This window comes from Pseudomonas sp. SAR267 (assembly GCF_052077595.1).
Classification (GTDB): Bacteria; Pseudomonadota; Gammaproteobacteria; order Pseudomonadales; family Pseudomonadaceae; genus Aquipseudomonas; species Aquipseudomonas vlassakiae.
This window is the reverse complement of the sequence record NZ_JBQIHU010000001.1, coordinates 2,524,747-2,549,550: the sequence shown is the minus strand read 5'-3', so window position 1 is coordinate 2,549,550 and position 24,804 is coordinate 2,524,747. Positions and strand designations below refer to the sequence as shown.

Sequence of the window (24,804 nt, the reverse complement as noted above, 5' to 3'; positions counted from 1 at the left end):
GCGAGAAAAATAACGATATCAGATTGCTTTCATGTCATCTGCGAACTGGTACCCTTGTGCCGCTTCGCGGAACGGCCGCGACCCATTGTCGCGGGCCGTTACCCCCGGAAAGGCCAGTTCGCCCTGCGTGCGAGAACAAGAGCTTGGGCAGCATCCGCCAGCACTGTCTACCTACAAAAGGATCGAATCCATGAGCAGTACCATCACGGCAGAGGGGCTGGCCAGCGCGCCGAGCTTCCTGTCGAAGGAGCGCATCATCGCCCGCCCGGGCTTCAACCGCTGGCTGGTCCCGCCAGCTGCCTTGGCTATCCATCTGTGCATCGGCATGGCCTACGGCTTCTCGGTGTTCTGGCTGCCGCTGTCGCAAGCCATCGGCATCACCGCGCCTGTTGCCTGTTCGGCGGACATGGGCTTCATCGCCCGCATGTTCAGCGCTGAATGCGACTGGCCGATCTCGATGCTGAGCTGGATCTACACTCTGTTCTTCGTCTTCCTCGGCTGTTCGGCAGCGGTGCTGGGCGGCTGGCTGGAACATGCCGGTCCGCGCAAGGCTGGCCTGGTATCGGCCCTGTGCTGGTGTGGCGGCATGCTGATCTCGGCGATCGGCGTAAAGACCCACCAGCTGTGGCTGATGTGGTTGGGGTCCGGTGTGATCGGTGGGATTGGCTTGGGGTTGGGCTACATTTCACCGGTCTCGACCCTGATCAAGTGGTTCCCGGATAAACGCGGCATGGCCACCGGCATGGCGATCATGGGCTTCGGTGGTGGCGCCATGGTGGGTGCACCGCTGGCTACCGCGCTGATGGGCCATTTTGGCAATGCGCATGAGGTGGGCGTATGGCAGAGCTTCGTCGCCATGGCTGCAATCTACTTCGTGTTCATGACGGCTGGCGCCCTGGCGTACCGCGTTCCGCCAACCGGCTGGAAGCCTGAAGGCTGGAGCGCACCGGCGAAGAAGGCCGGCAATGGCATGGTCACCGCCCGCCACGTGCACGTCAGCGTCGCCTGGAAAACCCCGCAGTTCGCCCTGGTGTGGCTGGTGCTGTGCCTGAACGTTTCGGCCGGTATCGGCATCCTCGGCATGGCTTCGCCGCTGCTGCAGGAAGTGTTTGCCGGCAAATTGCTGGGCAACGAGCTGAGCTTCAGCGAGCTGAACGCCGCGCAGCTGGCGCAGATCGCCGCCATTGCCGCCGGCTTCACCGGTCTGCTGAGCCTGTTCAACATCGGTGGTCGCTTCTTCTGGGCATCGTTCTCCGACTACATCGGCCGCAAGAACACCTACTTCGCCTTCTTCGCCCTGGGCGTCGGCCTCTACAGCTTGGTGCCGAACATGGGCCACCTGGGCAACGTGGCGCTGTTCGTGGCGGCGTTCTGCATCATTCTGTCGATGTACGGCGGTGGTTTCTCCACCGTGCCGGCCTACCTGGCCGACCTGTTCGGCACGCAGATGGTGGGGGCCATTCATGGTCGCCTGCTGACTGCCTGGGCGGCAGCAGGCGTGCTGGGCCCGGTGCTGATCACCTACCTGCGCGAATACCAGTTGGCGGCGGGCGTAGAGCGTGCAGCGGCCTACGACATGACCCTGTACATCCTCGCCGGCCTGCTGGTGCTGGGCTTTATCTGCAACATGCTGATCCGCCCGGTGGCCGACAAATACTTCATGACCGATGCCGAACTGGCCGCCGAGCGCGCGCTGAGCCACGACAAAGGTGCTGATGGTGCGCGTTCGCTGGAGTGGCATGCCTCGCCGGGTAGCTTGCCGCTGGTGCTGCTGGCCTGGGCTGTGGTGGTCGTGCCTTTGGCCTGGGGTGTGTGGATTACCCTGCAGAAGACCGCTGTACTGTTCCATTGATGTAACTGCCTGGGGGCGCTTTGCGCCCCTTTCGCGACACAAGGGTTTGCTGTCCCCTGTAGGAGCGGCCTTGTGTCGCGATGGGCTGCAAAGCAGCCCCAATTATCCGGTTGTATAGACCTGTAGGGCCGTCCGGCCCCGCAATTGCTTGCCATGCCATATGTCATCCGCGTTTCAAGCGGGCGCGTTCTGGGCCTATAATGGAGCCCTTTTCGCCCAATGATTTTGCGGAGCTGGTGATGGTCGAACGTAAGGCTTCCGTCGAGCGCAATACCCTGGAAACCCAGGTCAAGTGCTCGATCAACCTCGATGGCAGTGGCAAGGCCCGATTCGATATCGGTGTGCCTTTCCTTGAACACATGCTGGACCAGATCGCCCGCCATGGGCTGATCGATCTGGATATCGAGTGCAAGGGTGACCTGCATATCGACGATCACCATACCGTCGAAGACGTCGGTATCACCCTGGGCATGGCATTCGCCCAGGCCATTGGCGACAAGAAAGGCATCTTCCGCTACGGCCATGCCTACGTGCCGCTGGACGAAGCGCTGTCGCGCGTGGTCATCGACTTCTCCGGCCGCCCAGGCCTGCAGATGCATGTCCCTTACACCCGTGCCACCGTTGGCGGCTTCGATGTCGACCTGTTCCAGGAGTTCTTCCAGGGCTTCGTCAACCACGCCCTGGTGACCCTGCACATCGACAACCTGCGGGGCCACAACACCCACCACCAGATCGAAACCGTATTCAAGGCTTTCGGCCGCGCCCTGCGCATGGCCGTGACCCTCGACGAGCGCATGGCTGGGCAGATGCCGTCCACCAAAGGGTGCCTGTAAATGCAGACGGTAGCCGTAATCGACTATGGCATGGGCAACCTGCACTCGGTGGCCAAGGCGCTTGAACACGTCGGCGCCGGCAAGGTGCTGGTCACCAGCGACGCTGCGGTGATCCGCGAGGCTGACCGCGTGGTGTTCCCGGGCGTGGGCGCGATCCGTGACTGCATGGCCGAAATCCGCCGCCTGGGCTTCGACAGCCTGGTCCGCGAAGTCAGCCAGGACCGCCCGTTCCTCGGCATCTGCGTCGGCATGCAGGCGCTGCTCGAGCATAGCGAAGAGAACGACGGTGTCGACTGCATCGGCCTGTTCCCTGGCCAGGTGCGCTTCTTTGGCAAGGATCTCAAAGAAGACGGCGAGCACCTGAAGGTGCCGCACATGGGTTGGAACGAAGTCAGCCAGTCGATCGACCACCCGCTGTGGCACGACATTCCCGACCGTGCGCGTTTCTACTTCGTGCACAGCTACTACATCAATGCCGGCAAGCCGGGCCAGGTGGTCGGCCGCGGCCACTATGGCGTCGACTTCGCCGCCGCGCTGGCAGACGGCTCGCGCTTTGCCGTGCAGTTCCACCCGGAAAAAAGCCATACCCATGGCCTGCAGCTGCTGCAGAACTTCGTCGCCTGGGACGGGCGCTGGTAAATGAGCCGTTCGAAGACCAAGGCCCCGATCATCACCCTGGCCCCCGAAGAGGAACGCGAGGCGCTCGACACGCTCAAGCGCTTTCTCGAAGACCGCTTCGAGCTGCAGCTCGGGTCGTTCGAGGTGGCCGAGGTCCTCGAGCTGTTCAGCAAAGAAATTGCACCCCATTACTACAACAGGGCGATTGCCGATGTTCAGCTGCACCTCAAGGAGCGGTTCGAGAGTATCGAAAGCGATCTGTGGGCACTCGAAAAGCCCTGAAACCCTAAGAAAAGACAGGTTCCCAAGATGCTGATTATCCCCGCTATCGATCTGAAGGACGGTGCCTGCGTGCGCCTGCGCCAGGGCCGCATGGAAGATTCCACGGTATTTTCCGACGACCCGGTGAGCATGGCTGCCAAGTGGGTCGAAGGTGGCTGCCGCCGCCTGCACCTGGTCGACCTCAACGGTGCCTTCGAAGGCCAGCCGGTCAACGGTGAAGTGGTCACCGCCATTGCCAAACGCTACCCGAACCTGCCGATCCAGATCGGCGGCGGCATCCGCTCGCTGGAAACCATCGAGCACTACGTCAAGGCCGGCGTCAGCTACGTGATCATCGGCACCAAGGCGGTCAAGCAGCCTGAGTTCGTCGCCGAAGCGTGCAAGGCCTTCCCGGGCAAGGTCATCGTTGGCCTGGATGCAAAGGACGGCTTCGTTGCCACCGACGGCTGGGCGGAAGTCAGCTCGGTACAGGTCATCGACCTGGCCAAGCGTTTCGAGGCCGATGGCGTCTCGGCGATCGTCTACACCGACATCGCCAAGGACGGCATGATGCAGGGCTGCAACGTGCCGTTCACCAAGGCACTGGCCGAAGCCACTTCGATCCCGGTGATCGCCTCGGGCGGTATCCACAACCTGGGTGACATCAAGGCCCTGCTGGACGCCAAGGCCCCGGGCATCATCGGCGCCATCACCGGCCGTGCCATCTACGAAGGCACCCTCGATGTCGCCGAGGCCCAGGCTTTTTGCGACAACTACCAAGGCTGAGGACTGAACCATGGCACTGGCCAAGCGCATCATCCCTTGCCTGGACGTGGACAACGGCCGGGTGGTCAAGGGCGTCAAGTTCGAGAACATCCGTGATGCCGGCGACCCGGTGGAAATCGCCCGCCGCTACAACGAGCAGGGTGCCGATGAAATCACCTTCCTCGACATCACGGCCAGCGTTGACGGCCGCGACACCACCCTGCATACCGTCGAGCGCATGGCCAGCCAGGTGTTCATCCCGCTGACCGTAGGCGGTGGCGTGCGCACCGTGCAGGACATCCGCAACCTGCTCAATGCCGGCGCCGACAAGGTTTCGATCAACACCGCCGCGGTTTTCAACCCGGAGTTCGTCGGTGAAGCAGCGGACCGCTTCGGTTCGCAGTGCATCGTCGTGGCCATCGACGCCAAGAAGGTGTCCGCGCCAGGTGAAGCGCCACGCTGGGAGATCTTTACCCACGGCGGGCGCAAGCCGACCGGGCTGGATGCCGTTGAATGGGCGAAGAAAATGGAAGGCCTGGGCGCCGGCGAGATCCTGCTGACCAGCATGGACCAGGACGGCATGAAGAATGGTTTCGACCTGGGTGTAACCCGCGCCATCAGCGATGCGCTGGGGATTCCGGTGATCGCTTCGGGTGGTGTGGGTAACCTGCAGCACCTGGCAGACGGGATTCTGGAAGGGCACGCCAGCGCGGTGCTGGCGGCCAGCATCTTCCACTTTGGCGAGTACACGGTGCCAGAGGCCAAGGCCTACATGGCTTCGTGCGGGATTGTCGTTCGCTGACAGTATGCTGGGAGGGCTTTGCCCTCCTTTCGCGACACAAGGCCGCTCCTACAGGGATACGCGTTCCCGTGTAGGAGCGGCCTTGTGTCGCGAAAGGGCCGCAACGCGGCCCCAATTGCTTCAACCGTGATTCTTGCCAAGCAAGGCGTGATAGAGCTCGGTATCCCCAAGAATCCCCACCACCTTGTCATTCTCCTGCAGCACCAGCTTGTTCCCGGTCTGGTAACGAATCTGCAGCGCCTCACGCATCCCGATATCGGCATGCACCAAGGTCGGCTTGCGGCCCAGCCCTTCCACAGCCTGCCCCGGCACCCAGTTCTGCATGTCGAGCCCGTTCTGCCCCTGGCGTGCACGCTTGATCGAGTTCCCTTCGCCCAGGTCCAGCCACGAATCGCCACCCGGGTCCAGGCACACCGAGCCGTTGACCCGCTTGCAGTTGTCCAGGCTGCGCATCAGGCTGCGGCCGCACAGTACATTCAGCGGGTTGGTGTGGGCGACGAAGGTACGCACGTATTCGTCGGCCGGGTTCAGCACGATCTCTTCCGGCTTGCTGTACTGGATGATTCGCCCGTCCTTCATGATGGCGATGCGGCTGCCGAGCTTCAGCGCCTCGTCGAGGTCGTGGCTGACGAACACGATGGTCTTGCTCAGCTTGGCCTGCAGGCCCAGCAATTCGTCTTGCAGGCCTTGGCGGATCAGCGGGTCGAGGGCCGAGAACGGTTCGTCCATCAACAGGATGTCGGCATCCATCGCCAGCGCCCGGGCCAGGCCCACACGCTGCTGCATGCCGCCGGAGAGTTCGTCTGGTTTCTTGTTGCGCCACTGGGTCAGGCCGACCAGTTCGAGTTTCTCGTCGACCAGCTTGCGCCGTTCCTTTTCCGGGCGGCCCTGCATTTCCAGGCCGAAGCTGATGTTCTCGCGCACCGTCAGCCATGGCATCAGGGCGAATTTCTGGAACACCATGGCGATGCGCTTGGTGCGCATCATCTTCAGCTCTGCCGGGGTGCAGTGGGCAATATCGATGTGCTTGCCTTCATGTTCGACGAACAGCTTGCCGCGGCTCACGGTGTTGAGGCCGTTGATGCACCGCAGCAGGCTCGACTTGCCTGAGCCGGACAGGCCCATCAGCACGCAGATCTCGCCTTTGTTGATATCGAGGTTGGCCTTTTCCACACCGACCACCAGCCCGGTCTGCTTGAGGATCTGCTCGCGGGTCTGGCCTTTGTCCAGCAGCGCCAGCGCTTCGCGCGGCTTGTTGGAGAAGATGACGTCTACGTCTTCGAATCGAATGATGCTCATGCCTCACCCCTTACCGGCAGTTCCGGTTGCTTGCAGATACGGTCGAGCATGATCGCCAGCAGCACGATCGCCAGGCCTGCCTCGAAGCCCAGGGAGATATCGGCGGTGTTCAGTGCGTTGACCACAGGTTTGCCCAGGCCATCGGCACCCACCAGGGCGGCGATCACCACCATCGACAGTGACAGCATGATGCACTGGGTGACGCCAGCGGCGATGCTCGGCATCGCGTGCGGCAGTTCGATACGGGTGAGTAGCTGGCGGCGCGAACAGCCAAAAGCCTTGCCAGCGTCCATCAGCTCCTGAGGCACGTCGCAGATGCCCAGGTAGGTCAGGCGGATCGGTGCGGCGATGGCGAACACCACTGTCGAGATCAGCCCCGGCACCACGCCCAGGCCGAACAGGGTCAGGGTCGGGATCAGGTAGACGAAGGTTGGCACGGTCTGCATCAGGTCGAGCACCGGGCGCATTGCGGTGTAGAACATCGGCTTGTGCGCGGCGACGATGCCCAGCGGCACGCCAATGGCCACGCAGACCACGGTGGCGAAGGTCACCTGGGCCAGGGTTTCCATGGTTTCCTGCCAGTACCCCAGGTTGAGGATCAGCAGGAAGGAAAGGGCGACGAATGCGGTGAGCGCCCACTTGCGCTGGATGAAATGCGCCAGGGCGGCGAACAGGGCGATGAGCACGAACGGGTTGAAGAAAGTCAGGGTACTGGTGACGCCATGGATCATGAACTCCAGGCCTCGGGCAATGGCATCGAAATAGTTCGCGCCATTCTGGGTCAGCCATTCGACGAACGCCGCGATGTACTGACCCAAGGGTATTTTCTGATCGATAAGCATGATAGCGAGCTTCCACCTGCGAAGATTGAAAACAGTCCGGGGCGGGCACGGTCCCGCCCCGAGGTAGCGCTACGACGTATTGCGTTATTGAGTAAGTTTCGCCTTGGCCGCCTCAAGGCCGGGTTTGCCATCCACGGTGGTGACGCCCGCCAGCCAGTTGTCCAGCTTGCCGGGGTTGTCCTTGAGCCACTTCCTGGCGGCCGCCTCGGGCTTCATCTTGTCGTCCAGGACGTAGCCCATCATGGTGCTTTCATCCTTGAGTTCGAACGACAGGTTCTTCAGCAGTTGGCCGACGTTGCTGCATTCCTGCACATAGCCCTTGCGGGTGTTGGTCAGCACGGTGGCCTTGCCGAATTCGGGGCCGAAGAAATCGTCACCGCCGGTGAGGTACTGCATCTTGAAGCGGGTGTTCATGGGGTGTGGTTCCCAGCCCAGGAACACCACCGCTTCGCCACGCTTCTGTGCGCGATCGACCTGCGACAGCATGCCGGCCTCGCTCGACTGCACGATCTTGAAACCGGCGTCCTTCAGGCCGAAGGCGTTCTTGTCGATCATGCTCTGGATGGTGCGGTTGCCATCGTTGCCCGGCTCGATGCCGTAGATCTTGCCGTCCAGCTCCTTCTTGAACTTGGGAATGTCGCTGAAGTCCTTCAGCCCCTTGTCATACAGTGCCTGGGGCACGGCCAGGGTGTACTTGGCGTTTTCCAGGTTGGCGCGCACGGTTTCTACAGTGCCGGCATCGCGGTACTGCTTGATGTCGTTCTCCATGGTCGGCATCCAGTTGCCGAGAAACACGTCCAGGTCCTTGCCGGTGGCCAGCGACTTGTAGGTCACCGGTACCGAGATCATGGTGGTGTGGGTCTTGTAACCCAGTGCTTCGAGCACAACGCTGGTGGTCGCAGTGGTGACGGTGATGTCGGTCCAGCCGACATCGGAGAAGCGTACCGTCTGGCACTGCTCGGGCTCGGCGGCCTGGGCCAGCAGAGGCGCGGACAGCATCGCAACCAGCAACAGCGAGGGTGAACCTTTCATGGATGGACTCCTGTGATTTTGTCTTCGGGTTCGCGTGGGTCGCCGGGCTTTCTCAGGGTCCGGTCGACCAGGCCTGCAGAGGGCAGGATGCGTGGCCGTGCTTTACGAGTCGCTTTCGATAATCCTCCAGCGCCGGGCAATCGCCTACTGGTGGCGTCGTAACCAGTACGGAACGGGTCGCATCCAGTACGGGCGATGTCGTTTATGAGTTTTTCCACCCCTGTAGCCGCATTTTTGCGTCACCCGGTCGCTTGAAAGCGGCGACAAGGTGGCCGAAAAGGCTACGGCGCTGCTGGACAAAATTACGTCGGTTGCAGACGGCGAGGGGGTAGGCAAAAGCCCGATGATGCGTGCATTCGTGGCGGCTCGCAGCTTCAGCCTAGCAGTTGCCCCGCCCTGCGCATGGCGCGCAGAGACAAGCCCAGCAAGAGGTGATTCGACAATGGCCATCAGCGTGTTCGACCTGTTCAAGATTGGTGTCGGGCCCTCAAGCTCCCACACCGTCGGCCCCATGCGTGCCGGTGCCCTGTTCGTCCAGGGCCTGCGTGAACGCGGCGAGCTGGAACAGGTGCGCAGGATCGAAGTGCGGCTGTACGGTTCGCTGTCGGCCACTGGCATCGGCCATGGCACCGACAACGCCACCATCATGGGCCTGATGGGCGAGTGGCCGGACGCCATCGACCCGACCCAGATCGTCCCGCGGATCGCCGACCTGCGCGAAACCAACACCCTGAAACTGGATAACCGCCTGCCCATCGAGTTCGTCTGGGCCCGCGACATGCTGCTGCTGGACGAGAACCTGCCGTACCACCCCAACGCCATGACCCTGATCGCCGAAGGTGCCCAGGGCGAGCTGCATCGCGACACCTATTACTCGGTCGGTGGCGGCTTCGTGGTCGACGCCGCCCAGGCCGCCAGCGGCGTGCTGGATGCCGACCAGACGGTGCTGCCGTACGATTTCAACAGCGCCGCCGAGCTGCTGCGCCTGTGCAAGCAAAACGACCTCAGCGTGTCGCAATTGATGATGGCCAATGAGAAGGTATGGCGCAGTGAGGAAGAAATCCGCGCCGGCCTGCACAAGCTCTGGGAAGCCATGCAGGAATGCGTCAACAACGGCCTGAAGTACGAAGGCACGCTGCCCGGCGGGCTCAACGTGCGCCGCCGCGCCGCCAAGCTGCACCGCAGTCTGCAGGAGATAGGCAAGCCCAACGTGATCGGCTCGACCATGAGCGCCATGGAGTGGGTCAACTTGTTCGCCCTGGCCGTCAACGAAGAGAACGCCGCTGGCGGGCGCATGGTCACTGCGCCTACCAACGGCGCGGCGGGCATCATCCCGGCGGTGCTGCACTACTACATGCGCTTCAGTGATGCGGTAGACGAGTCGAGCGTGGTCGACTTCTTCCTCGGCGCCGCCGCCGTGGGCATCCTGTGCAAGAAGAACGCGTCGATTTCCGGTGCAGAAGTTGGCTGCCAGGGCGAGGTCGGTTCGGCCTGTGCCATGGCTGCTGCCGGCCTCGCCGAAGTGCTGGGGGCGACCCCGGCGCAGGTAGAGAACGCTGCCGAAATCGCTCTGGAACACAACCTCGGCCTGACCTGCGACCCGGTCGGCGGCCTGGTGCAGGTGCCGTGCATCGAGCGCAACGCGATAGCCGCAGTGAAGGCGATCAATGCCGTGCAGATGGCGTTGCGCGGCGATGGCGAGCACTTCATCTCCCTCGACCAGGTGATCCGCACCATGCGCGACACCGGGGCCGACATGCACGACAAATATAAAGAGACCTCGCGCGGTGGCCTGGCGGTCAGCGCCATTGAATGCTGAGATTTTAGGCAGGCCTCAGGGGCCTCTTCGCGGGCACGCCCGCTCCCACAGGGGCGCAATCCTGTGGGAGCGGGCGTGCCCGCGAAGGGGCCCTTGAATGTTTGTGGTGCACCGCGCCCCATTGCAGTGCGTACCGATCGTCGGCTGTCGCTATCAGTGCGGGCATTGTCGGTGACACTCAAGAGTGTCGTTTCTGGGCAACCAAGGCTGCGCGTGTCACCAAATTGCTCAGTTGTTACACGCAAGGCGCTAGCACGGCGCTTTGCGAAGAATTGCCAACTCGATCGAAGTCCCTGAATTGCCGAATGAAGGCGTCGTTTTCAGGTTTTTTCGGATGGTCGTTCAATTTCAGGCACGACCCTTGCGTTTAGATTGGCAGCAAGCCCCTGCACATGAACCTGGGGCCATAACAAGAAAATCAGTGCCCGCCTGAGGCACACCCTGCATTTGTGTGAGGAGAAATCGCGATGACGTCGTACACCTCCGGGAACCCAACCCAGAACCGCACAGCCCCCCAGTCCATCGGGTTTCTCCTTCTGGACAATTTCACCCTGATATCCCTGGCATCGGCCGTGGAGCCGCTGCGCATGGCCAACCAGCTTTCTGGTCGCGAGCTGTACCGCTGGCACACCCTGACCGTCGATGGCGGCCAGGTATGGGCCAGTGATGGCCTGCAGATCACTCCCGATGCCGCCATGCACAGCGCACCGCCGATCGACACCGTGATCGTCTGCGGCGGTGTTGGCATCCAGCGCACGGTCACCCGTGAGCATGTCACGTGGCTGCAGGCCCAGGCTCGCCAGTCGCGCCGCCTCGGTGCGGTGTGCACCGGCAGCTGGGCGCTGGCCTGTGCCGGCCTGCTCGATGGTTTCGATTGCAGCGTGCATTGGGAATGCCTGGCGGCCATGCAGGAGGCCTTCCCGCGGGTCAACATGAGCACCCGCCTGTTCACCCTCGACCGCAACCGCTTCACCAGCTCCGGCGGCACCGCGCCGCTGGACATGATGCTGCACCTGATCAGCCGTGATCACGGCCGTGAGCTGTCGGCGGCGATCTCCGAGATGTTCGTCTACGAGCGCATCCGCAACGAGCAGGACCACCAGCGCGTGCCGCTCAAGCACATGCTCGGCACCAACCAGCCGAAGTTGCAGGAGATCGTTGCGCTGATGGAGGCCAACCTCGAAGAGCCGATCGACCTGGATGAACTGGCCGTGTACGTGTCGGTGTCGCGCCGTCAGCTCGAACGGCTGTTCCAGAAGTACCTGCATTGCTCGCCGTCGCGCTACTACCTCAAGCTGCGCCTGATCCGCGCCCGGCAGTTGCTCAAGCAGACACCGATGTCGATCATCGAAGTGGCCTCGGTGTGCGGCTTCGTCTCTACCCCGCACTTCTCCAAGTGCTACCGCGAGTACTTCGGCATTCCGCCGCGTGACGAGCGCGTGGGCTCCAACACCGCGCAGCAGGTGGCAATGATGCCGATTCCGCAGGCCATGACCCTGTCGCCGCACAGCGGGCCGATGGCGGCCTTGAGCCAGGCGCGCAACGAGTCGACCTTTGCCAGCGTAAGGCTCTGAAACGGCACCGGCCCCTTCGCGGGCCAGCCCGCTCCCCCAGGTGTTGCACCGAGTTCAAAAACGGTGCCGTCTCTGCGGGAGCGGGCTGGCCCGCGAAGAGGCCGGGGCAGGAAAAGCCAGTCAGGCGCGTTTGTTGAACTGGGCCAGCGCGGGCAACAGCTGCTTGTCGATGGCCTGGCGCACCGCCGGCAGAATGGTTGCGCTACCGGTATACATCTGCTCGACCATCCCTTTCAGCGCCCGCGCATTCGGCTCGGTCAGCCCGCGCACCACCGCTTCGCAGGCCTGTTCGGCACTGGCTCCGGCGGGAATGTCGAACCCGCGCGCGCGCAGGTGGCCTGCCAGGTCGTCCTGGTCTATCAAATCCGCATGCATCATGGCTGTTGTCCCTTTTATCGCGAAGAGAGTGCTGCTGTGATTTACGACCGATTCTGTGTCTGCTGCGACAGGCCCGCAAGGGCAGAATGTCGCAATGGCTGGTTTGGCTAAGAACAGGTCGCTCCCGGCTAATTGCAGGGGCCGGGAAGCCAGCAGACTGCATGCATTCACGGCTCCCGAGGGTTTGGTCACCCTCACTCATGCACAGTGGATGTTGCTCGCTCTTGGCCCCGGATGCTCACGGCTTTCCGGGGTTATTTTTTTGAGCGCTCAGCGGGGTAGTTGCAGGACGCGGCCGACGAATTGCGCAGCAGGCAGGTCGCGTTGGCTATCCACCAGGCTTTGCAGCAAGGCCGCACTTTGCTCACTGAAAGGCGCCGACTTCGGCCCAGCCAGGTCCACATGCAACAGCATCTGCTCGCTCGCAGCCAGCACCTCGTTGAACCCGGCCCGGTGCAGGCTGTGGTAGACGTGCAGGCGCTTGTGATCGAAGCCGATGATCTGCGTTTGCACCCATACCTCGGTCCCTAGCTTCACCTCGTGCAGGTAGTTGATGTGCGCTTCCAGGGTGAACAGTGAGTTCCCGCTCTGCCCGCGGCTGTCAGCGTCCAGGCCGATGCGCTCCATCAGCGCATCGGTGGCGTAGCTGAAGATCAGCAGGTAAAAGGCATCGCGCAGGTGCCCGTTGTAGTCGACCCAGTCCTCCTGGACTGGGGTGCGGTAGGTGATCAGTGCGGGCATTGTCTGCTCCTCAATCGCCAAAGGCCATGCCGTGGCTGGCTTTGCTGGTCTTCACCGCTTCCAGTACGGCCAGCAGCGTGTCATCACGATAGCGCTCCAGCGCGGCGATGCTGCGCTCGCCCAGTTGTTCCGAGGTGCCTTCGACCACATCGTCGATCAGCTTGTCGGTCAGCTCCGGTGCTGGCAGGTAGGTCCAGGGCAGCTTCAGCGCCGGGCCGAACTGGGCCATGAAGTGGCGCATGCCGGCATCACCGCCTGCCAGGGTGTAGGTGAGGAAGGTACCCATGAACGACCAGCGCAGGCCGGCGCCGAAGCGGATCGCATCGTCGATTTCGCCAGTGCTGGCGACGCCATCGTTGACCAGGTGCAGGGCCTCGCGCCACAGCGCTTCGAGCAGGCGGTCGGCGATGAAACCGGGGACTTCCTTGCGTACATGCAGCGGGCGCATGCCGAGGGCGGTGTAGATGGTCTTGGCGGCTTCGATGGCTTCAGGTGCCGTGCGACTACCGCCGACGATCTCCACCAGCGGCAGGAGGTACACCGGGTTGAACGGGTGGCCGACCACGCAACGCTCAGGGTGCGTGGACGACTCGTAGAACTCGCTGGGCAGCAGCCCCGACGTGCTGGAGCCGATGATTGCATTGGGCTTGGCGGCAGCGCTGATCTTCGCATGCAGATCGAGCTTGAGGTCCAGACGCTCGGGTGCGCTTTCCTGGATGAAATCGGCGTCGCGTACGCATTCCTCGATGGTGGCCACGAATTTCAGCCGGTCCTGCGATGCACCCTCTGCCAGGCCTTGTTTCTCCAGTGCCGGCCAGGCGTTGGCGATGCGCTTGCGCAGGGCTTGCTCGGCGCCGGGGGCCGGGTCCCAGGCGACCACGTCCAGGCCATGGGCCAGGGCGCGGGCGACCCAGCCGCTGCCGATCACGCCGCTACCCAGGGCAGCGAAGGTCTTGATCTCGGTGATGAAGGGCATATCGGGTCCTCAGGATGAACAGAACTATTGGGATGAGCGCCGAACCTTGTGGGAGCGGCGTGATTGCAATCGTTGAAGGAATCAGCGGCGCTTGAGGTTCATTTTTTCCCGGCCTTCTGCCGGGCTGAGCACGCGGCCACCCATGCGGGTGATGATTTCAGCGGCGCGTTCCACCAGCTGGCCGTTGCTGGCCAGTACGCCACGGTCCAGGTACAGGTTGTCTTCCAGGCCCACCCGCACGTTGCCACCCAGAAGCACGGCCTGGGCCGCCATCGGCATCTGCATGCGGCCGATGCCGAAGCCTGCCCAGGTAACATTGGCCGGCAGGTTGTCGACCATGGCCTTCATGGTGGTGGTGTCGGCCGGTGCGCCCCACGGGATGCCCAGGCACAGCTGGAACAGCGGGTCCTCGAGCAAGCCTTCTTTCATCATCTGTTTGGCGAACCACAGGTGGCCGGTGTCGAAGATTTCCAGCTCGGCCTTCACCCCCAGTTCGGTGATGCGCTTGGCCCCGGCGCGCAGCTGCGCGGGGGTGGAGACGTAGATGGCGTTGCCGTCGCCGAAATTGAGGGTGCCGCAGTCGAGGGTGCAGATTTCCGGCAGCAGGGCTTCGACGTGGGCCAGGCGCTCCAGCGGGCCGATCAGGTCGGTGCCGGGGCCGAACTCCATGGGCGATTCGCCCGGGCCGATTTCCAGGTCACCGCCCATGCCGGCGGTGAGGTTGACGATGATGTCGACGTCGGCCTCGCGAATGCGCTCCATGACTTCGCGGTACAGCGCCACGTCGCGGCTGAAACGGCCGGTTTGCGGGTCACGGACGTGGCAGTGGACCACGGTGGCGCCGGCCTTGGCGGCTTCCACGGCGGATTCGGCGATCTGTTTGGGGGTGACGGGGACCAGGTGGCTCTTGGCGACCGTGTCGCCAGCGCCGGTGAGGGCACAGGTGATGATGACGTCGTGGTTCATGGCGGTTCCTTGTGGTGTCTGTGCTGGCCTATTCGCGGGCACGCCCGCTCCCACAGGATCAATGTGACCCTGAACTTTGCGCTGTACCTGTGGGAGCGGGCGAGCCCGCGAAAGGGCCCTGTCAGTTGGCGGTGAGCTTGAGGTTGTCCGCAGCCGGCTTGCCATCGAAGGTGGTCACCCCCTCAAGCCAGCGGGCCTTGTCCCCGGGGTGATCCTTGAGCCACTGACGGGCCGATTCCAGCGCGTCCTTGTGGTCGAGCAGCGGCTGCATCATGCGGCTCTCGTCCTCGGCGCTGAAGTTCAGGTTGGCCAGCAGGCGGTGGGCGTTGGGGCAGCGTTCGGCGTAGTCCGGCGCGGTCACCGTCCACACCGTGGCACGGCCTTCGTCCGGGCCCAGGGCGTCCTGGCTGTCGCCGAGGTAGGCCATGTCGATGTTCACGTTCATCGGGTGTGGCGCCCAGCCGAAGAACACTACCGCTTCCTTGCGCCGCACGGCGCGGTCGACGGCGGCGAGCATGCCGGCTTCGCTGGACTCGACCAGCTGGAACTTGCCCAGCTCGAACTGGTTCTTGCTGATCATGGCCTTGATCTGGGTGTTGGCACCGGAGCCGGGTTCTATACCGTAGATCTTGCCGCCCAGCTCTTTCTCGAACTTGTGAATGTCGGCGAAGGTTTTCAGGCCCTTGTCATACAGGTATTTCGGCACGGCGAGGGTGGCCCGGGCGTCTTCCAGGCTGGGTTTTTCAAGGACCTTGACCTGGTTGGCGTCGACGAACGGGGTGATGGTCTGGGTCATGATCGGGTTCCAGTAACCCAGGAACATGTCCAGGCGCTTGTCGCGGATACCGGCAAAGATGATCTGCTGCGAGGCGCTGGTCTGCTTGGTCTGGTAACCCAGGCCGTCGAGCAGCACCTGGGCCATGGCGCTGGTGGCGATGACGTCGGTCCAGTTGACCACGCCAAGGCGCGCGTTCTTGCAGGCCGCGGGCTCGGCGGCATAAAGCGGGGTGGCGGCGATGCTGCTCAGGGCAAGGGACAACAGGCTGCGGCGGATCAAGCGATGCATGGTGGCTCTCCATCGGCAGGACATTTTTTATAGGGGCCGGCCTCTCTGGGCCGTGTGAACACGCTACGCTGCTGCCAGGGGCGAAAATCGCACCCTGGCGACCAAGATTTGCACGGAGGCGACCACCTTCAGCCGTGGAGCATGCAATGCCGCAACTGATTCATTTCCTGTTGTTGCCGGGGTTCTCGGCGATGGGCTTCATCAGCGCACTGGAACCCCTGCGCGTGGCCAACCGCTTCAAGGGGCCGTCGTACCGCTGGCGCGTGCTGAGCCTGGATGGCGGGGCGGTGGAGGCGAGCAACGGCATGTCGGTGAATGCCGATGGCGCGTTGGGGGAGGGTGAGGCGGGCGGCGTGCTGCTGATCGTCGCCGGCTTCGAGCCGCTGGCTTGTTATGGTCCGAAGCTGCAGCAGGCGCTGCGTCGGCTCGATCATGATGGGGTGATCCTTGGCGGAATCGACACCGGCCCGGTGGTGCTGGCCGAGGCCGGCTTGCTCGATGGCTACCGCGCAACCTTGCACTGGGAGGCGCTGGACGCGTTCAAGGAACGCTATCCACGTTTGCAGGTGACCCAGGAGCTGTTCGAGATCGACCGGCGTCGTATCACCTGTGCCGGAGGCACCGCATCGATCGACCTGATGCTGGACCTGATCGCCCAGGCCCACGGCAGCGAGCTGGCGGTGCAGGTGTCCGAACAGTTCGTGCTCGGGCGCATCCGCCCGCGCCAGGACCACCAGCGCATGCAGATCGCCAGCCGCTACGGCATCAACAACAAGAAGCTGGTCAAGGTGATCGGCGAGATGGAGCGCAATATCGAGCAGCCGCTCAATACCCAGGTGCTGGCCGATGCTGTGCAGGTGACCCGGCGGCAGCTGGAGCGGCTGTTCCGCTTGCACCTGGACGACACACCCAGCGGCTTCTATCTGCGCTTGCGGCTGGACAAGGCACGGCAGCTGTTGCGCCAGACCGACATGAGCGTGCTGGAAGTGGCGGTGGCGTGCGGGTTCGAGTCGGCTTCCTACTTTACCCGCTGCTACCGGGGACGGTTCGAGCAGTGTCCGCGGGAGGACCGGTTGGCCCGGGTAGTCTGATGCTCTCCAGTGCCGGCCCTTTCGCGGGTAAACCCGCTCCCACAGGTGCACCATTGTCCTTGAGACTTGCGCAGTCAGGGTGGGAGCGGGTTTACCCGCGAAGAGGCAGGTGCACCATTGTCCTTGAGACGTGCGCAGTCAATGTGGGAGCGGGTTTACCCGCGAAGAGGCCGGAGCAGGATTATTGCTGGCCGATGGACTGCAGGTACTCCGAGCGGTCATCGCTGCGCTGCGCCACGCAGGTATCCCAGGCCGCCTGGAACGCCTTACTGCCGGGTTTCTCGGCATAGGTCTCGACCTTGCAGTCGGCATCCCGCAGCTGCGCCCACAGTTTCTCGGCGGCGTCCATGCGCCCGACCAGGGCGGTGGCCTTGTCGCCTTCGTCGGCATACTGGTCGCGAATGCGCTGGATCAGGTCGTCATAGGCCGCTTTCAGTTCGCGCTCGGCGGTCTGCTTGTTGAATGTCGCGCAAGCAAAGGTCTGCTGGTCGCTTTCGACGTTGTCGCACGGGGTGCTTTCTTCCTCGCCGGCGTGGGCGCCCGAGACGACCGCCAGCAGTACCAGCCATGCCATTGATTTCATCCGTTTTCTCCTTAACAGGCTGACGAATCGGCTGGATTCTCGCTCAGCCGCAGACAAGACGATAGCTCCCTGACGAAATGTTCATGAAGTGGCGTGAGATGTCGTTATCGAGACTGTCTCTCATCGCCAGGCGGCGCGCCAGAGGGCGCGATGTCGCGCATTGACGCTTTCGGCAAACCCCCTGTCGTTTTTGCACCGGGGCGTCGCAGGGCACAGGCATATGCTGGCCCCAAAGCGCCGACAGAAGATTTGGCGCGGCCCATATCAACAAAGGGGACAGCCTGATGAGCCCAGCCGAACTTCACGCCGACAGCATCGTCATTGACGGCCTGATCATTGCCAAATGGAACCGCGAGCTGTTCGAGGACATGCGCAAAGGCGGGCTGACTGCGGCCAACTGCACGGTGTCGGTCTGGGAAGGCTTCAAGGCGACTGTGGACAACATCGCCGCCAGCCAGAAGCTGATCCGCGACAACAGCGACCTGGTGATGCCGGTGCGCACCACCGCCGACATCCGCAAGGCCAAGGAACTGGGCAAGACCGGCATCCTCTTCGGCTTCCAGAACGCCCATGCGTTCGAAGACCAGATCGCCTACGTCGACGTGTTCAAGCAGCTGGGCGTGGGTATCGTGCAGATGTGCTACAACACCCAGAACCTGGTCGGCACCGGTTGCTACGAGCGTGACGGCGGCCTGTCGGGTTTCGGTCGCGAGATCGTCGCCGAGATGAACCGCGTCGGCATCATGTGCGACCTGTCCCACGTCGGTTCCAAGACCTCCGAGGAAGTGATTCTCGAATCGAAGAAGCCGGTCTGCTACTCCCACTGCCTGCCTTCGGGCCTGAAGGAACACCCGCGCAACAAGTCTGACGCCGAGCTGAAGTTCATCGCCGACCACGGCGGCTTCGTTGGCGTGACCATGTTCGCGCCGTTCCTGGCCAAGGGCATCGACTCGACCATCGACGACTACGCCGAGGCCATCGAGTACACCATGAACATCGTCGGTGAAGACGCCATCGGTATCGGTACCGACTTCACCCAGGGCCACGGCCAGGACTTCTTCGAGTACCTGACCCACGACAAGGGCTACGCCCGTCGCCTGACCAACTTCGGCAAGATCATCAACCCGCTGGGCATTCGCACTGTCGGCGAATTCCCCAACCTCACCGAGACCTTGCTCAAGCGCGGCCATTCCGAGCGCGTGGTGCGCAAGATCATGGGCGAGAACTGGGTCAACGTCCTCAAGGACGTCTGGGGCGAGTAAGCCGCTCTCCAAGCCTGATAGCCCCTGCCAGCAACGCCGGGGCACCCACATAAAAATTTTATAGAGTTGAGTTTCCATGGCCAAGATCGCCCCGCAATTGCCAATCGAAGTCGACAGCGAGACCGGTGTCTGGACCAGCGACGCCCTGCCGATGCTGTATGTGCCGCGCCATTTCTTCGTCAACAACCACATGGGCATCGAGGAAGTGCTGGGCGCTGACGCCTACGCCGAGATCCTCTACAAGGCCGGCTACAAGTCGGCCTGGCACTGGTGCGAGAAAGAGGCCGAATGCCATGGCCTGGAAGGCGTGGCGGTGTTCGAGCACTACATGAAGCGCCTGAGCCAGCGTGGCTGGGGCCTGTTCGAGATCCAGGACATCGACCTGGACAAGGGCACCTGCAGCGTCAAGCTCAAGCATTCCGCATTCGTGTACGTCTATGGCAAGTGCGGCCGCAAGGTCGACTACATGTTCACCGGCTGGTTCGCCGGCGCCATGGACCAGATTCTCGCTGCCCGCGGCAGCTCGATCCGCACCGTGGCCGAGCAGGTCTACGGCGGTTCGGAAGAAGGCCACGAAGATGGCCTGTTCGTCGTCAAGCCGTTGTAAGCCGGAGAAAGCGTCATGGCATTCGAAGCAATGTTCCAGCCGATCCAGATCGGCAAACTGACCATCCGCAACCGCGTGCTCAGTACCGCGCATGCCGAGGTCTACGCCACTGACGGCGGCATGACCACCGACCGCTACGTGAAGTACTACGAAGAGAAGGCCAAGGGCGGCATCGGCCTGGCGATCTGCGGCGGCTCGTCCGTGGTGGCCATCGACAGCCCGCAGGAATGGTGGTCGTCGGTCAACCTGTCGACCGACCGCATCATCCCGCACTTCCAGAACCTCGCTGACGCCATGCACAAGCATGGCGCCAAGATCATGATCCAGATTACCCACATGGGCCGTCGCTCGCGCTGGGACGGCTTCAACTGGCCTACCCTGATGTCGCCATCGGGCATCCGTGAACCCGTGCACCGCGCCACCTGCAAAACCATCGAGGTGGAAGAGATCTGGCGGGTCATCGGCAACTATGCGCAGGCTGCGCGTCGTGCCAAAGAGGGCGGCCTGGATGGCGTGGAACTGTCGGCCGTGCACCAGCACATGATCGACCAGTTCTGGAGCCCGCGGGTCAACAAGCGTACCGACGAATGGGGCGGTACCTTCGAAGGCCGCATGAAGTTCGGCCTGGAAGTGCTCAAGGCGGTGCGGGCCGAAGTCGGCGACGACTTCTGCGTGGGCATGCGTATCTGCGGTGACGAGTTCCACCCCGATGGCCTCAGCCACGAGGACATGAAGCAGATCGCCGCCTACTACGATGCCACCGGCATGATCGACTTCATCGGCGTGGTCGGTTCGGGTTGCGATACCCACAACACCCTGGCCAACGTCATCCCCAACATGAGCTACCCGCCAGAGCCGTTCCTGCACCTGGCCGCCGGCATCAAGGAAGTGGTCAAGGTTCCGGTGCTGCACGCGCAGAACATCAAGGACCCGAACCAGGCCACACGTATCCTCGAAGGCGGCTACGTCGACATGGTCGGCATGACCCGCGCGCACATTGCCGACCCGCATCTGATCGCCAAGATCAAGATGGGCCAGATCGACCAGATCAAGCAGTGCGTCGGTGCCAACTACTGCATCGACCGCCAGTACCAGGGCCTGGATGTGCTGTGCATCCAGAACGCCGCGACCTCCCGTGAATACATGGGCGTGCCGCACATCATCGAGAAGACCACCGGGCCGAAACGCAAGGTGGTCATCGTCGGCGCCGGCCCTGCCGGCATGGAGGCGGCCCGCGTGGCGGCCGAGCGCGGCCACGACGTCACCGTGTTCGAGAAGAAGGACCAGATCGGCGGGCAGATCACCATCGCCGCCAAGGCACCGCAGCGCGACCAGATCGCTGGCATCACCCGCTGGTACCAGCTGGAGTTCGCCCGCCTGAAGATCGACCTGCGCCTGGGTACCGCCGCTGACGTGGCGACCATCCAGGACCTGCGCCCGGATATCATCGTGCTCGCGGTTGGCGGCCATTCGTTCCTTGAGCAGAACGAACACTGGGGCGCTGCCGAAGGGCTGGTGGTCAGTAGCTGGGACGTGCTCGACGGCAAGGTTGCGCCGGGCAAGAACGTGCTGGTGTACGACACCATCTGCGAATTCACCGGGATGTCGGTGGCCGACTTCATCGCCGACAAGGGCAGCCAGGTCGAGATCGTCACCGACGACATCAAACCGGGCGTGGCCATGGGCGGTACGACCTTCCCGACCTACTACCGCAGCATGTACCCGAAAGAAGTGATCATGACCGGCGACATGATGCTGGAAAAGGTCTACCGCGAAGGCGACAAGCTGGTGGCGGTGCTGGAGAACGAATACACCGGTGCCAAGGAAGAACGTGTCGTCGACCAGGTGGTAGTGGAAAACGGCGTGCGTCCTGACGAGCAGCTGTACTACGCGCTGAAGGAAGGGTCGCGCAACAAGGGCCAGATCGACGTGGAGGCGCTGTTCGCCATCAAGCCGCAGCCGATCCTCAGCCAGCCGGGCGAGGGCTACCTGCTGTACCGCATCGGCGACTGCGTGGCCCAGCGCAACGTGCATGCGGCGATCTACGACGCCTTGCGCCTGTGCAAGGACTTCTGATCGCACTGTCGGCACACACCGGCCCCTGTGGGAGCGGGCGAGCCCGCGAAAGCGTCAGCATGAACAACAGAGTTGTCTGATCTGACGCATTCGCGGGCACGCCCGCTCCCACAGGGCCTGTGCAGGATTCCAGGGGCCTGAACCCCTTGCAACCGCTGTTGTGGGAGCCTCCCATGTTGAACACCCTTCTACCCATCCTGCTGTTCGCTGCCCTTGGCCTGGCAGTGCTCGGCGCCCTGCGCCGGGTGCGCATGTGGCGCCGTGGCCGGCCGAGCAAGGTCAACCTGATCGGCGGCCTGCTGGCCATGCCGCGGCGTTACCTGGTCGACCTGCACCACGTGGTCGAGCGCGACAAGTACATGTCCAAGACCCACGTGGCCACTGCCGGTGGCTTCGTGCTGTCGGCTGCGCTGGCGATCCTGGTGCACGGCTTCGGCCTGCAGAGCAAGATCCTCGGCTACGCGCTGCTGGTGGCCACCGTGATCATGTTCACCGGCGCCATCTTCGTCTTCAAGCGCCGCCTGAACCCGCCTGCGCGCCTGTCCAAGGGCCCTTGGATGCGCCTGCCCAAGAGCCTGTTGGTATTCGCTGCCAGCTTCTTCATCGCCACCTTGCCGGTCGCCGGCATCCTGCCGGCCAATACCGGCGGCTGGGTGATGGTCGGCATTCTCGGCCTGGGTGTGCTGTGGGGCGTGTCGGAGCTGTTCTTCGGCATGACCTGGGGCGGCCCGATGAAACACGCCTTCGCCGGTGCCTTGCACCTGGCCTGGCACCGCCGTGCCGAGCGCTTCGGCGGCGGCCGCTCCACCGGCCTCAAGCCGCTCGACCTGGAAGACCCGAACGCGCCGCTGGGTGTGGAAAAGCCGGTGGATTTCACCTGGAACCAGCTGCTCGGCTTCGATGCCTGCGTGCAGTGCGGCAAATGTGAAGCCATGTGCCCGGCGTTCGCCGCCGGCCAGCCGCTGAACCCGAAAAAACTCATCCAGGACATGGTCATCGGCCTGGCCGGTGGCAGTGACGCCAACTTTGCCGGCAGCCCTTACCCAGGCAAGCCACTGGGTGAACACAGCGGCAACCCGCACCAGCCGATCGTCAACGGCTTGGTCGATGCCGAGACGCTGTGGTCGTGCACCACCTGCCGGGCCTGCGTCGAGGAATGCCCGATGATGATCGAGCACGTCGATGCCATCGTCGACATGCGCCGCCACCTGACTCTGGAAAAGGGCGCGACCCCGAACAAGGGCGCCGAGGTGCTGGAAAACCTGATCGCCACCGACAACCCTGGCGGCTTCGCCCCCGGCGGGCGAATGAACTGGGCGGCCGACCTCAACCTGCAGCTGCTGTCGGAGGTGAAGTCCACCGAGGTGCTGTTCTGGGTCGGTGACGGTGCCTTCGACATGCGTAACCAGCGCACCCTGCGTTCGTTCGTCAAGGTACTCAAGGCTTCCGGTGTGGACTTCGCCGTGCTCGGCCTGGAAGAGCGCGACAGCGGCGACGTGGCGCGCCGCCTGGGCGATGAAGCGACCTTCCAGCAACTGGCCAGGCGCAATATCCAGACCTTGGCCAAGTACAAGTTCCAGCGCATCGTCACCTGCGACCCGCACAGCTTCCACGTGCTGAAGAACGAGTACGGCGCGCTGGGCGGTGACTACCAGGTGCTGCACCACAGCACCTACATCGCCGAACTGATCGCGGCCAGGAAGTTGAACCTCGGCCAACACAAAGGTGGCAGCGTCACCTACCACGACCCGTGCTACCTGGGCCGTTACAACGGTGAATACGAAGCCCCGCGTGAAGTGCTCAAGGCGCTGGGTATCGAAGTGCGCGAAATGGCGCGTTCGGGCTTCCGTTCCCGGTGCTGCGGTGGTGGCGGCGGTGCGCCGATCACCGACATCCCTGGCAAACAGCGGATTCCGGACATGCGCATGGACGATATCCGCGAGACCGAGGCCGAGCTGGTGGCTGTGGGTTGCCCACAATGCACCGCGATGCTCGAAGGTGTGGTTGAACCGCGTCCCCAGATCAAAGACCTCGCCGAGCTGGTGGCGGATGTGCTGATCGAAGAGGAAGCTGCCGCGGCCCCAAAGTCGCCAACGGTTAAACGCGAACCTGCGGAGGTGCACTGATGAGCGAGATTATCCGCCGCGACCCACGCGCCGAGTGGATCGCCCGTAACCGTCTGCATCCGCTGCATGCGGCGATGCAGACGCAACAGACCCGCTGGATGGGGCCCAACGGCCTGATCCGCAAGAATCCCCATGCGCTTGCCGCAGGTTTCATCGGTCCGGCCGGGCTCAAGCGCATCGACCGCAGCGGTGCCCAGCAGGGCACTGGTGTCGGCGGGCGGCGTACGGCGGCAGCCGAAGTACAGCTACCGCTGCACCAGGTTCCGGCGCCGGCGTTCTACATCGCCGTGGTACCGGACATGGTCGGTGGCCGCCTGAGCAGCCACGACCGCGACCTGCTGGGCCTGGCCCATGGCCTGGCCGGCAGCGACGGCGCAGTGCTGGCGGTGGTGTTTGGTGAACACAAGGAAAGCAACTTTTCCACAGCCGGTGTCGATCGCCTGCTGGTGCTCGATGGCGAGGCATTCGAAGGTTATGCACCAGAGCAACGGGTGCAGGGGCTGCGCGCTGTGGATAACCAGTTCGCTCCGCGTCACTGGCTGCTGCCCGATAGCCGCAGCGGCGGCGGCGAGCTGGGCCGGCGCCTCGGTGCGTCGCTCGGCGAGCGCCCGGCGACGCGTGTCTGGCAGGTCAAGGACGGCCAGTGCATCGGCCGCGCCGGTGCCGGCCAGCAAGACCTGCAACGTGCTGTGCCCCGCCTGATCCTGGGGGCGGCGGAGTGTGCCGAGCCTGTCAGCGAAACCCGTCACGAAGCGCTGCCGGTGGAGTTGTCCACAAGCGTGGTGCGTAGCCTGTCGCGCATCGAGGACCTGGGTGCGGTGGCGGTCGACCCGGCGACCATCGCCATGGCCGAGGCCGAATTCATCGTCTCGGGCGGCAACGGCGTCAAGGACTGGGGCCTGTACCACAAGGCCACTGCGGCCCTCGGCGCCACCGAAGGCGCCTCGCGGGTGGCGGTGGACGACGGCTTCATGCCGCGCAACCGCCAGGTCGGTGCCACCGGCACCTGGGTGACTGCGCGGGTCTATGTGGCTGTGGGTATCTCTGGCGCGATCCAGCACCTGCAGGGCATCGGCGCCTGCGACAAGGTGGTGGCGATCAACATGGACCCGGGTTGCGACATGATCAAACGGGCCGACCTGTCGGTGATTGGCGACAGTTCGGCGATTCTCAAGGCACTGATCGAAGCTGTGGACAACTTCCGCAGCGGCGGCCAGCGCGACGCGGCTTAAGGG

General features: G+C 63.5%; 23 protein-coding genes. 14 read left to right on the top strand and 9 right to left on the bottom strand.

Annotation, left to right across the window (positions count from 1 at the left end; translation table 11 throughout):
* Positions 1-190: 190 nt before the first annotated feature.
* The 6 genes from ACTORR_RS12250 (at position 191) to hisF (ending at position 5,131) form a co-directional block, all read left to right on the top strand.
* The gene (locus tag ACTORR_RS12250) at positions 191-1,852 is read left to right on the top strand and encodes an OFA family MFS transporter (protein WP_313365272.1); all 1,662 of its coding nucleotides are present in this window, start codon (positions 191-193) and stop codon (positions 1,850-1,852) included.
* Positions 1,853-2,091: 239 nt separating this feature from the next.
* Positions 2,092-2,685 carry an imidazoleglycerol-phosphate dehydratase HisB gene (hisB, locus tag ACTORR_RS12245; RefSeq protein ID WP_027917570.1) on the top strand — a complete coding sequence of 198 codons (594 nt, stop codon included), beginning with the start codon at positions 2,092-2,094 and terminating at the stop codon, positions 2,683-2,685.
* Positions 2,686-3,324 (top strand): imidazole glycerol phosphate synthase subunit HisH, encoded by a 639-nt coding sequence (gene hisH, locus ACTORR_RS12240; protein ID WP_054886705.1) that lies wholly within the window; start codon positions 2,686-2,688, stop codon positions 3,322-3,324.
* Positions 3,325-3,585 (top strand): DUF2164 domain-containing protein, encoded by a 261-nt coding sequence (locus ACTORR_RS12235; RefSeq protein WP_027917568.1) that lies wholly within the window; start codon positions 3,325-3,327, stop codon positions 3,583-3,585.
* 27 nt (positions 3,586-3,612) lie between these two features.
* Positions 3,613-4,350, top strand: a complete 738-nt coding sequence (gene hisA, locus ACTORR_RS12230) for a 1-(5-phosphoribosyl)-5-[(5-phosphoribosylamino)methylideneamino]imidazole-4-carboxamide isomerase (protein WP_023382794.1) — start codon at positions 3,613-3,615, stop codon at positions 4,348-4,350.
* A gap of 10 nt (positions 4,351-4,360) precedes the next feature.
* Entirely contained in the window at positions 4,361-5,131 is a 771-nt protein-coding gene (gene hisF / locus ACTORR_RS12225; protein ID WP_313365699.1) for an imidazole glycerol phosphate synthase subunit HisF, read from the top strand.
* Positions 5,132-5,251: 120 nt separating this feature from the next.
* Here hisF and choV read toward each other — a convergent pair whose 3' ends face one another.
* The 3 genes from choV to ACTORR_RS12210 all read right to left on the bottom strand — a co-directional run bounded on the left by choV (position 5,252) and on the right by ACTORR_RS12210 (position 8,304).
* Positions 5,252-6,430 (bottom strand): choline ABC transporter ATP-binding protein, encoded by a 1,179-nt coding sequence (gene choV / locus ACTORR_RS12220; protein ID WP_054886704.1) that lies wholly within the window; start codon positions 6,428-6,430, stop codon positions 5,252-5,254.
* Positions 6,427-7,275: a choline ABC transporter permease subunit gene (choW, locus tag ACTORR_RS12215; protein ID WP_176509202.1), complete on the bottom strand. Its 849-nt coding sequence runs from the start codon at positions 7,273-7,275 to the stop codon at positions 6,427-6,429. The genes choV and choW overlap by 4 nt, the downstream gene beginning before the upstream one ends.
* 81 nt (positions 7,276-7,356) lie before the next feature.
* A complete protein-coding gene (locus ACTORR_RS12210) occupies positions 7,357-8,304 on the bottom strand; it encodes a choline ABC transporter substrate-binding protein (RefSeq protein ID WP_099813789.1) in 948 nt (315 codons plus the stop codon).
* A 442-nt stretch (positions 8,305-8,746) separates the two neighbouring features.
* On the opposite strand from ACTORR_RS12210, the gene ACTORR_RS12205 reads away from it, so the two are divergent.
* Together ACTORR_RS12205 and ACTORR_RS12200 are read left to right on the top strand one after the other, a co-directional pair.
* The gene (locus ACTORR_RS12205; protein WP_054886701.1) at positions 8,747-10,123 is read left to right on the top strand and encodes an L-serine ammonia-lyase; all 1,377 of its coding nucleotides are present in this window, start codon (positions 8,747-8,749) and stop codon (positions 10,121-10,123) included.
* 467 nt (positions 10,124-10,590) lie between these two features.
* On the top strand, positions 10,591-11,697 hold the full coding sequence (locus tag ACTORR_RS12200; RefSeq protein ID WP_054886700.1) for a GlxA family transcriptional regulator: 1,107 nt from the start codon (positions 10,591-10,593) through the stop codon (positions 11,695-11,697).
* A 120-nt stretch (positions 11,698-11,817) separates the two neighbouring features.
* Here the strand turns inward: ACTORR_RS12200 and ACTORR_RS12195 are convergent, their stop codons facing one another.
* From ACTORR_RS12195 to choX, 5 genes are all read right to left on the bottom strand, one after another.
* Positions 11,818-12,075 carry a hypothetical protein gene (locus ACTORR_RS12195; RefSeq protein WP_003255717.1) on the bottom strand — a complete coding sequence of 86 codons (258 nt, stop codon included), beginning with the start codon at positions 12,073-12,075 and terminating at the stop codon, positions 11,818-11,820.
* A gap of 270 nt (positions 12,076-12,345) precedes the next feature.
* Positions 12,346-12,816 (bottom strand): thioesterase family protein, encoded by a 471-nt coding sequence (locus ACTORR_RS12190; protein ID WP_441343643.1) that lies wholly within the window; start codon positions 12,814-12,816, stop codon positions 12,346-12,348.
* 10 nt (positions 12,817-12,826) lie between these two features.
* Positions 12,827-13,792, bottom strand: a complete 966-nt coding sequence (locus ACTORR_RS12185; protein ID WP_313365377.1) for an L-carnitine dehydrogenase — start codon at positions 13,790-13,792, stop codon at positions 12,827-12,829.
* Between the two features lie 81 nt (positions 13,793-13,873).
* Entirely contained in the window at positions 13,874-14,758 is an 885-nt protein-coding gene (locus tag ACTORR_RS12180; protein ID WP_054886697.1) for a 3-keto-5-aminohexanoate cleavage protein, read from the bottom strand.
* Positions 14,759-14,879: 121 nt separating this feature from the next.
* Positions 14,880-15,824: a choline ABC transporter substrate-binding protein gene (choX, locus tag ACTORR_RS12175; RefSeq protein ID WP_313365378.1), complete on the bottom strand. Its 945-nt coding sequence runs from the start codon at positions 15,822-15,824 to the stop codon at positions 14,880-14,882.
* Positions 15,825-15,970: 146 nt separating this feature from the next.
* On the opposite strand from choX, the gene ACTORR_RS12170 reads away from it, so the two are divergent.
* The gene (locus ACTORR_RS12170; protein ID WP_313365379.1) at positions 15,971-16,915 is read left to right on the top strand and encodes a GlxA family transcriptional regulator; all 945 of its coding nucleotides are present in this window, start codon (positions 15,971-15,973) and stop codon (positions 16,913-16,915) included.
* Between the two features lie 181 nt (positions 16,916-17,096).
* On the opposite strand, the gene ACTORR_RS12165 is transcribed toward ACTORR_RS12170, so the two are convergent.
* Positions 17,097-17,498 carry a lysozyme inhibitor LprI family protein gene (locus ACTORR_RS12165; RefSeq protein WP_054886694.1) on the bottom strand — a complete coding sequence of 134 codons (402 nt, stop codon included), beginning with the start codon at positions 17,496-17,498 and terminating at the stop codon, positions 17,097-17,099.
* Positions 17,499-17,782: 284 nt separating this feature from the next.
* Here ACTORR_RS12165 and ACTORR_RS12160 point away from each other — a divergent pair, with 284 nt between their 5' ends.
* From ACTORR_RS12160 to etfA, 5 genes are all read left to right on the top strand, one after another.
* Positions 17,783-18,760 carry a dipeptidase gene (locus tag ACTORR_RS12160; RefSeq protein WP_016392223.1) on the top strand — a complete coding sequence of 326 codons (978 nt, stop codon included), beginning with the start codon at positions 17,783-17,785 and terminating at the stop codon, positions 18,758-18,760.
* Between the two features lie 76 nt (positions 18,761-18,836).
* The gene (locus ACTORR_RS12155; RefSeq protein ID WP_054886693.1) at positions 18,837-19,367 is read left to right on the top strand and encodes a DUF5943 domain-containing protein; all 531 of its coding nucleotides are present in this window, start codon (positions 18,837-18,839) and stop codon (positions 19,365-19,367) included.
* Positions 19,368-19,382: 15 nt separating this feature from the next.
* Entirely contained in the window at positions 19,383-21,443 is a 2,061-nt protein-coding gene (gene dgcA, locus ACTORR_RS12150) for a dimethylglycine demethylation protein DgcA (RefSeq protein WP_054886692.1), read from the top strand.
* Positions 21,444-21,616: 173 nt separating this feature from the next.
* The gene (dgcB, locus tag ACTORR_RS12145) at positions 21,617-23,569 is read left to right on the top strand and encodes a dimethylglycine demethylation protein DgcB (RefSeq protein ID WP_054886045.1); all 1,953 of its coding nucleotides are present in this window, start codon (positions 21,617-21,619) and stop codon (positions 23,567-23,569) included.
* Positions 23,569-24,801 (top strand): electron transfer flavoprotein subunit alpha, encoded by a 1,233-nt coding sequence (etfA, locus tag ACTORR_RS12140; RefSeq protein ID WP_441343642.1) that lies wholly within the window; start codon positions 23,569-23,571, stop codon positions 24,799-24,801. The genes dgcB and etfA overlap by 1 nt, the downstream gene beginning before the upstream one ends.
* The last annotated feature ends 3 nt before the right edge of the window (positions 24,802-24,804 follow it).